9 protein-coding genes and 1 pseudogene are annotated in these 7,156 nt (G+C 44.3%); 2 read left to right on the top strand and 8 right to left on the bottom strand.

Annotated features, from left to right (window positions below; all coding sequences use genetic code 11):
• A partial coding sequence (gene gltX, locus Q0200_RS08275; RefSeq protein ID WP_297940137.1) for a glutamate--tRNA ligase occupies nt 1–1,142 on the bottom strand: 1,142 nt, incomplete at its 3' end.
• Nucleotides 1,143–1,267: 125 nt separating this feature from the next.
• Between gltX and mscL the strand changes: the two genes are divergently transcribed.
• A complete protein-coding gene (gene mscL, locus Q0200_RS08270) occupies nt 1,268–1,672 on the top strand; it encodes a large-conductance mechanosensitive channel protein MscL (RefSeq protein ID WP_297940134.1) in 405 nt (134 codons plus the stop codon).
• Between the two features lie 9 nt (nt 1,673–1,681).
• Entirely contained in the window at nt 1,682–2,320 is a 639-nt protein-coding gene (locus Q0200_RS08265; RefSeq protein ID WP_297940131.1) for a Crp/Fnr family transcriptional regulator, read from the top strand.
• A gap of 107 nt (nt 2,321–2,427) precedes the next feature.
• On the opposite strand, the gene mrdA is transcribed toward Q0200_RS08265, so the two are convergent.
• The 7 genes and pseudogenes from mrdA to hisB all read right to left on the bottom strand — a co-directional run.
• Nucleotides 2,428–4,272, bottom strand: a complete 1,845-nt coding sequence (gene mrdA / locus Q0200_RS08260; protein WP_297940128.1) for a penicillin-binding protein 2 — start codon at nt 4,270–4,272, stop codon at nt 2,428–2,430.
• Nucleotides 4,269–4,754 (bottom strand): hypothetical protein, encoded by a 486-nt coding sequence (locus Q0200_RS08255; protein ID WP_297940125.1) that lies wholly within the window; start codon nt 4,752–4,754, stop codon nt 4,269–4,271. Before Q0200_RS08255 ends, mrdA begins: the two co-directional genes overlap by 4 nt.
• A 136-nt stretch (nt 4,755–4,890) precedes the next feature.
• The gene (gene yihA, locus Q0200_RS08250; RefSeq protein ID WP_297940121.1) at nt 4,891–5,514 is read right to left on the bottom strand and encodes a ribosome biogenesis GTP-binding protein YihA/YsxC; all 624 of its coding nucleotides are present in this window, start codon (nt 5,512–5,514) and stop codon (nt 4,891–4,893) included.
• The gene (gene lptA / locus Q0200_RS08245) at nt 5,511–5,987 is read right to left on the bottom strand and encodes a lipopolysaccharide transport periplasmic protein LptA (protein ID WP_297940118.1); all 477 of its coding nucleotides are present in this window, start codon (nt 5,985–5,987) and stop codon (nt 5,511–5,513) included. Before lptA ends, yihA begins: the two co-directional genes overlap by 4 nt.
• 8 nt (nt 5,988–5,995) lie before the next feature.
• Nucleotides 5,996–6,523 carry an LPS export ABC transporter periplasmic protein LptC gene (gene lptC, locus Q0200_RS08240; protein ID WP_002948498.1) on the bottom strand — a complete coding sequence of 176 codons (528 nt, stop codon included), beginning with the start codon at nt 6,521–6,523 and terminating at the stop codon, nt 5,996–5,998.
• Nucleotides 6,514–7,002 carry an HAD hydrolase family protein gene (locus Q0200_RS08235; protein ID WP_297940113.1) on the bottom strand — a complete coding sequence of 163 codons (489 nt, stop codon included), beginning with the start codon at nt 7,000–7,002 and terminating at the stop codon, nt 6,514–6,516. Before Q0200_RS08235 ends, lptC begins: the two co-directional genes overlap by 10 nt.
• Nucleotides 6,999–7,156: pseudogene (gene hisB, locus Q0200_RS08230) on the bottom strand (imidazoleglycerol-phosphate dehydratase); the annotation flags it as partial. The pseudogene hisB and the gene Q0200_RS08235, both read right to left, overlap by 4 nt.

The raw sequence follows: 7,156 nt of genomic DNA, 5'->3' as shown, positions 1-7,156 counted from the left end.
TCAAAGCTTTCGCACGCTTTTAAATTACGAGCTGCTTTTTTGATGATCTCAAATTCGTTTTTATACTCATCTGGAGCTATTTTTGGTGAATATATAGCCTCTACTTTTGCCTTTATCTCAGGCACTAGTGAGCTTTCTTGAGTATAAAATTTAACTAGCTCAACCTTACTCTCATCCACGCCAAAGATCTCTTTTATGCGCTCTTTTGAAGCAAGTTTGATGTGCTCTCTATTTATTTGCTCAAGTTTCTTCACGTCAAATCTAGCAGGTGAGCGTGAAATTTTAGTTATGTCAAACCACTTCACCGCATCTTCGATGGTAAAAATTTCAGTTGGAGTTTTGTTGCCAAGAAGTATCAGATAGTTTGCGATCGCCTCAGGCAAAAATCCTTGCTCAAAGAGCCATTTTACGCTTGATTCGTTCTCGCGTTTGCTCATTTTTTTGCCCTCGACGTTTAGGATGATAGGCAGGTGAGCGTAGTTTATCTTTTGCGTGTAGCCTAGGCCCTCGCGGATAAGGTCTTGCTTTGGCGTGTTGCTGACGTGATCCTCGCCGCGGATGACGAAGGTGACGCCCTCGAGCATATCATCGACCGCGCAGGCAAAGTTATAAGTCGGCGTAAAATCGGCACGCATAATCACGAAGCTATCGACGTTTTCGGGCTCGAAGCTGATCTCGCCCTTTATCGCGTCTTTAAATTTCATCGTGCCTAGCGGCTTTTTCATGCGCACGACGAAAGGTTTTTGGTTATTTAGCACTTCGTTGTCGCTTAGATGCTCGCATGTGCCGTCGTAGCGGTAGGCTTCGCCTCTAGCCTTTGCGGCTTCTTTTTTGGCCTCCAGCTCGCTTTCGGTGCAAAAGCACGAAAACGCCTTTTTATCTATCAAAAGCTTTGCCGCAAACTCGCGGTGAAATTTCAAATTTTTACTTTGATAATAAAGCGTGTCCCATTTGATCCCGAAAAGCTCCAAAATTTCTAAAATTTCCTTGTCTTTTCCGGGGATATTGCGCTCTTTGTCGGTATCCTCGATGCGGATGATAAAGCCGCTTTTATCCTGGAGCGAACAGACGTAGTTTAGGATCGCAACCCTTAAATTTCCCAGATGCATATCGCCTGTCGGCGACGGCGCAAAACGATACATTTTTGTTTCCTTATTGATTTTTAGGGGCGATTATAGCATTTTAAGCATTTAACTTGGCTTTTTTATCTTTTGTGAAGCTAAAATAAATATAATTGATATCTAATTTTAAAATGCAAAGGAAAAACATGAGTTTCATTAAGGAATTTAAAGAATTCGCGATGCGCGGTAACGTCATCGATATGGCCGTGGGCGTCGTGATCGGCGGCGCTTTCGGTAAGATCGTTAGCTCGCTAGTGGGCGACGTGATTATGCCGATCATAGGCGTACTAACCGGCGGGGTAAATTTTTCCGACCTAAAAATTACCCTAAAAGACGCGGTCGGCGATACGGCTGCCGTAACCGTAAACTACGGCTCGTTCATACAAACGATGGTCGATTTTACAATCATCGCGTTTTGTATTTTCTGTGTGATTAAGGCTATAAATTCGCTCAAAAAACCAAAAGAAGAGCCGAAAACAGAAGAGCCTGCGCCGATACCTGAGGACGTCGCGCTTCTAACCGAGATCAGAGATCTTTTAAAAAATAAATAAGAACGGCAAATGCTAGAGCAAATCCCGTTTTTTCAGGGGCTAAACGAGGCCGAGCTAAAAAGGCTAGAAGATATCAGCATCCTAAAAAAGTATAAAAAGGGCGAGTTTTTATTTATGGAGGGCGAGGAGTCAAAGTGGCTCCACCTCCTCATAAAAGGCTCTCTCAAGCTCTATAAAATCGGCCCTAAGGGCAAAGAGATTTTTATGCATCAATTTAACGGGATTAGCTTCGTAGCCGAGCTTGCCAACTTTGAAAATATCAAATTTCCAGCGACGGCAATATTTTTAACGGGCGGTGAGGTGCTAAAAATCGACTACGATAAATTTTACGCCGAGTTTTTATCAAATCCGCGCGTATCGCTGCAAATCATCAAATCGCTCTCGCAAAAGCTAAAAATCGCAAGCGAGCTGATACATCAAGAGCTCGTGCTAAACTCCGAGGCAAAGGTCGCGAGATTTCTCGTTAACCACGCCGATCTTTTTAACGAACTAAAACACATCAAAATCGCCTCCATCTTAAACATCACTCCAGAGACATTTTCGAGGATTTTGGCAAAATTTAAAATGCAAAATTTAATAGAACTAGACGCAAATAATAAAATCGTAAATATCTCTACAAACGAGCTTTCGGAGATGTTTGAAGGATAGATGCGGCTACTTGCCGATTTGTTAAATTTAACTCAAATTTTACTTCGCGACTAATCCGCTAGAATTTTAGAAATTTGATCAAATTTGACATCATTTAACGCCGAATTTTAATTTTTCTTCTTTTGTGCGGCTTCGGTATCGGCTAGCGAAGTGATTTCGTATTTTTTATCGATGTAGCCCATTTCTAGTAGCTTATTAAAGATTTTAGCCGTGAGAGGTCCCGCAGCCAGACCGCCGTGTCCGCCGTGCTCGATGATAACGGTAACGGCATAGCGAGGCTCCTCGTAAGGTCCATAGGTCGTGACCCACGCGTGCGAGCGGCGCAGATACTCCATGTCCTCTTCTTTCATACGCTTTTTTTCGGCCTGCGAGATGCCCACGACCTGCGCGGTACCAGTTTTTGCCGCTAAAGTAAGCTTGGCCTCTTTAAAATACTTATGCGCCGTGCCTTTTTTGTGATTTACGACTTCATACATCGCCTTTTGGATGTAGGGCAGCTGCTTTTTCTCAAACGGCGTGAGGATATCGTCAGCAGGCTCAAATTTGACCTCCTCGCCGTTTACGCTACGTAAAAAATGCGGGACGATATTTTTCCCCGTCGCTAGTATGCCCGTATAGCGCACCACCTGCATCGGCGTCACGAGGAAGTTGCCCTGCCCGATCGAGGTGATCAGCGTCTCGCCCTGATACCAGGGCTGAGCGTACTTTTGCATTTTCCACTCGCGTCCAGGCACGATACCGACAAATTCATTTGGCAGATCCACTCCGCTTTTTTGCCCGAAACCCAGCCGCTCTAAAACCGGGGTTATAGCGTCTATACCGACCTTTAGGCTGCCTTTATAAAAATAATCGTCGCAGCTCTCGCGGATGGCCGAATTCATATCCATAAAGCCGTGTCCGTAGACGTTCCAGCAACGGAAATTTCGCCCTCCAAGCTCAAATGAGCCCGAGCAAAAATACCCATCGGAGCGGTTCATCTTACCGGTATCTAAAAACGCCATCGCTACGCCCATTTTTATAACCGAGCCCGGCGGATAAAGTCCGTTTACGAGTTTATTTGTAAAGGGATGATCAATACTTTTAACGAGCTCGTCCCACTTAGCCTGCGATAACCCCGTAACAAACGGGTTTAAATCATACTCGGGGAAGCTACCCGCAGCCAGTATCGAGCCGTCTCTCACGTCCATCACGATGATAACGCCCGCGTTATCGCCGAAAATTTCCTCTATGTATTTTTGCATCTCAAGGTCGATCGTGAGCGAGATGTCCGAGCTTTGCGGATAGCTCACGGATATCTCCTCGACCTCCTGATTTAGTGCGTTTACTTTTACCTTTCGTATGCCCTCTTGCCCCTGCAAAACGGAGTTATAAAAGCGCTCCGTGCCGCTTCTGCCCGTGTGATTGGTTAGCTTTGCGACGGGATCAGACTCGACGTCTTGCTGATTTGCGCGGCCGACGTAGCCAATGATGTGTGAAGCTAGGTTATTGTAGGGATAGTGGCGCTTGGATGCCGGTTTGACCTCCAAATTTTCTCGCAGCGAGAGCTCGGCGATGCGCGGTATCATCTTGTCATAGTCCATAAAATCGATAATCTGAATAAAGTCTTGATTATAAGGCGAGTCGGCTTTGATGTATTCGCGCTTTAGCTTCGTGACGTTTAAATCCTCGAATAAATTTTGCAAATTTGCAAGTTCGGCGTCTAAAATTTCTGCTTTTTTGCCGTTTAGATGCGGCTTTAACGCGACGGAAAAACCGAGGCGATTTACCGCCATCGGACGACCCTTGGCATCTAAAATCAGCCCCCTGACGGGAGCTAGGTACTGCGTTTTTACCGCGTTTTGCTCGGCGATCTCCTCGTAAAAATCATTTGACTTGACGCTGAGATAATAAACCCTCACCAGCAAAAGCACCCAAACGCTAAATATGATGCCAAACACTATACGCATCCTCATAAGCGCCCCCTAAACAAAACTACCGCCAAAACAGACTCCACGCCGACGTAAATTAGGTATTCGTAGTCAAATTTTAGCATCGGCAAATTTGCCGCATAAGAGATAAAAGAGCTAGTGGCACAAGTCCAAACATAACCGCTAGCGACGAATCCCGCCGCCAAAAGCTCTCTTGATTTTAGCGTAACGATGAGCCAGTCGGACATAAAATGATAAAAAAGCATAAACGCGATCACTGCCGAAAACAGCGCAAACCCGTGCGCCTGCTCGGCAAAAGTAAGGTAAAATAGACAAAAATACCACTCCTTGCCAAACTCCTTGAGCGTCTTTTGCTTCTGCAAGGTTAGCATAATCATGTAGGTAAAAAATATCCCGATAAGAGGCGGCAGATACGTAAATACGGTCGTTATACTCTGATAAAATACTAAAAAAGCAACCCAAGCAAGCTGCTTTAAAAATCGCTTCTCTGCGCCCAGTCTTCGCATCGCCGCACTCGTTTGCATGGTTATAAATTTACAGCTAAATTTATAAACTTAGCTTTTTGGCTGCTTAAATTTGTAAATTTAGCTAGAAAATTTGAAGGTAAGGGCGCTAAAATTTGCCTGCGGCTTTTTGATTTCATTACAGCCCCAGAGCGTTTAGATATATAAGCTCGTTTGCCTTTTCTACGCCTGTTTTTTTAAGCGCCGAAACGAAATGCGCGCCCGGATAGACTTTTAAAACCGCGCTTTTTTGGCTTTGATTTAGCTTGTCTGATTTTGTGAGGAAATTTAAAATCTTTTGATCGGGGCGCAGGAAGCTTTGCAGATAATCATTCACGTCCCTGTCGATTTGCATATCAAACTGGCGCGAGTCGATGAGATGCACGAAAAGCTTGATGTTGGCTCTAAATTTTAGGTATTCGTCGAGATTTTTTCTCCACTGCGCGTGCATGCTTTTGGCAACTTTGGCGTATCCAAAGCCCGGCAGATCGACGAAGGTCAAATTTGCCCTCTCTTCGCTTAGCTCGCCTTCCTCGTTTTTGATGCCGCGCGCATACTCGACCTCGAAAAAATTTATGAGGCGAGTTTTGCCCGGCGTGGAGCTACTTTTGGCTAGGCCCTTTTGATTTACGAGAGCGTTTATGAGGCTGCTTTTGCCGACGTTTGAGCGCCCCAGAAACGCTACTTCGCTAGAGTTTGCGGGCGGAGTTAGCGAGATGTCGGGCGCTGAAATTAGAAATTTTGCGTTTAAAACGCGGATCACTTTTTGTCCTCGACTTGGAAGATAAATTTGACCGGCTCTTTTTTGCCACTATTTACGTTATACGTGCCACTATTTTGATTAACCGTGATCTTTTCGCCGTAGACTTTTTTATCGGTTTCTATCTCGTGTAAAAATCCGTTGCCGTTTATCGTATATAAATTCGGCGTTGGCTCGTAAATAAGCTCGCTACCGCTACCGTCGTATGTTTTATTTTTGATAAATACTCTAAATTTAGCGTTACCGGAAGCGACGTATTTTAGAGGATTTCGCTTTTTGTCAAAATATATCACTACTAAATTTGCAGTGAGCGTATCCTTGCCTTTTTTAATATTTACATTACCTTTAAATTCGCTTATTTGCTTGCCTTCGTCGGCATAAAACTCGTCTGCCGTGATCTCCACCTGCTCTGCTAAAAGCGGTAAAGCGCCGAGCGCCAAAACTAAAGCCACTTTTTTAAAACCAAAATTTATCATTTTCCGTCCTATCTTTTTCTATCTTGCTCTATCAAAGCAAAGGCTTTTTTGATATAAGCTTTTTTTAACTCAAAGTCATAAACCAGGGCTTTGCCGACTATTTTATCTTCGTTTTTCGTTAGCGTAAAAGGCGTTTGCGTAGTAGCTACTTTTGTTGCGGTACTATAAATGACCTCGTCTGATAAAAAGGTCAAATTTTCATTATTTACATAGCGCGCGTTACCCTTAAGTATAATTCGACCGCCGTTATAAAACGCTTTATCGGAGCTCACGTTATGCTCTTTGTTATCTTTAAAAATTTCCGCTCTAAATTTGATAAATTCGTCAAATTCGGAGTATCTATTCCACGTATCGGCTTCATATCTAGCATTTACTACAGTAGCATTCATCTCGTAGTCAGTGACTGCGTTCATCTGCATGTTTGTAGTCACTTCGCCACCCTTTAATAGCTCGCTATAGTAAGGCTCCTCAATCGCCAAATAAACCATCGCCACGCTAAAAACGCTGACGACTAGGTAAAAAATCCTTATAACCAACGCTTAGCCCACTCTTGTATTAATCCCTCGCTGCGGATAAGTATCTCTATCATCTCGCGCACCGCGCCGTTGCCGCCTTTATAGTTGAGCCTCGTTCTTACTTCAAGCTCTTTGATCGCATTTTTCGGTTTAAAGCTCCATCCGACGCTTTTTAACAGCTTGTAGTCGTTGTAATCGTCGCCTATTGCTGCAGCGTTTTCAAACTCGAGTCCCTCAAATTTAAGTATCTGTTTTGCGGTTTCGAGTTTATCGCTAACGCCTTGATATACGTGCGTTATCTTTAGATCCTGCGCCCTTTTTTCGACGATAGGCGAGCTTCTGCCCGTGATGATCGCAACTTTTTTCCCGAGCTTTAGCCAGCTCTCGATGGCGTATCCGTCCTTGACGTCAAAAAATTTAAGCTCATCGCCGTTTGGACTATAGACGATCTTGCCGTCGGTTAGGCATCCGTCGACGTCTAAAAATATAATCTCTATCATAACACGCCTTTTGTGCTAGGCACGCCGATCCTGGAATTTTTAGCCAGAGCTCTTCTTAGTGCGACGGCACAGGCTTTAAAACTGGCCTCCAAAATATGGTGAGAGTTTCGTCCGCGAATTTTAGCGATATGCAGCGTGATTGCGGCATTAAACG

This window comes from uncultured Campylobacter sp., from assembly GCF_938045225.1.
GTDB lineage: Bacteria > Campylobacterota > Campylobacteria > Campylobacterales > Campylobacteraceae > Campylobacter_A.
This window is presented reverse-complemented; position numbering and strand designations above follow the sequence as displayed.

Excerpts from the sequence above, each read along its gene's own strand:
- mscL (WP_297940134.1), top strand. The coding sequence starts at position 1,268 with ATGAGTTTCATTAAGGAATTTAAAGAATTCGCGATGCGCGGTAACGTC.
- Q0200_RS08265 (WP_297940131.1), top strand. The coding sequence starts at position 1,682 with ATGCTAGAGCAAATCCCGTTTTTTCAGGGGCTAAACGAGGCCGAGCTA.
- mrdA (WP_297940128.1), bottom strand. The coding sequence starts at position 4,272 with ATGAGGATGCGTATAGTGTTTGGCATCATATTTAGCGTTTGGGTGCTT.
- Q0200_RS08255 (WP_297940125.1), bottom strand. The coding sequence starts at position 4,754 with ATGCGAAGACTGGGCGCAGAGAAGCGATTTTTAAAGCAGCTTGCTTGG.
- lptA (WP_297940118.1), bottom strand. The coding sequence starts at position 5,987 with ATGATAAATTTTGGTTTTAAAAAAGTGGCTTTAGTTTTGGCGCTCGGC.
- Q0200_RS08235 (WP_297940113.1), bottom strand. The coding sequence starts at position 7,002 with ATGATAGAGATTATATTTTTAGACGTCGACGGATGCCTAACCGACGGC.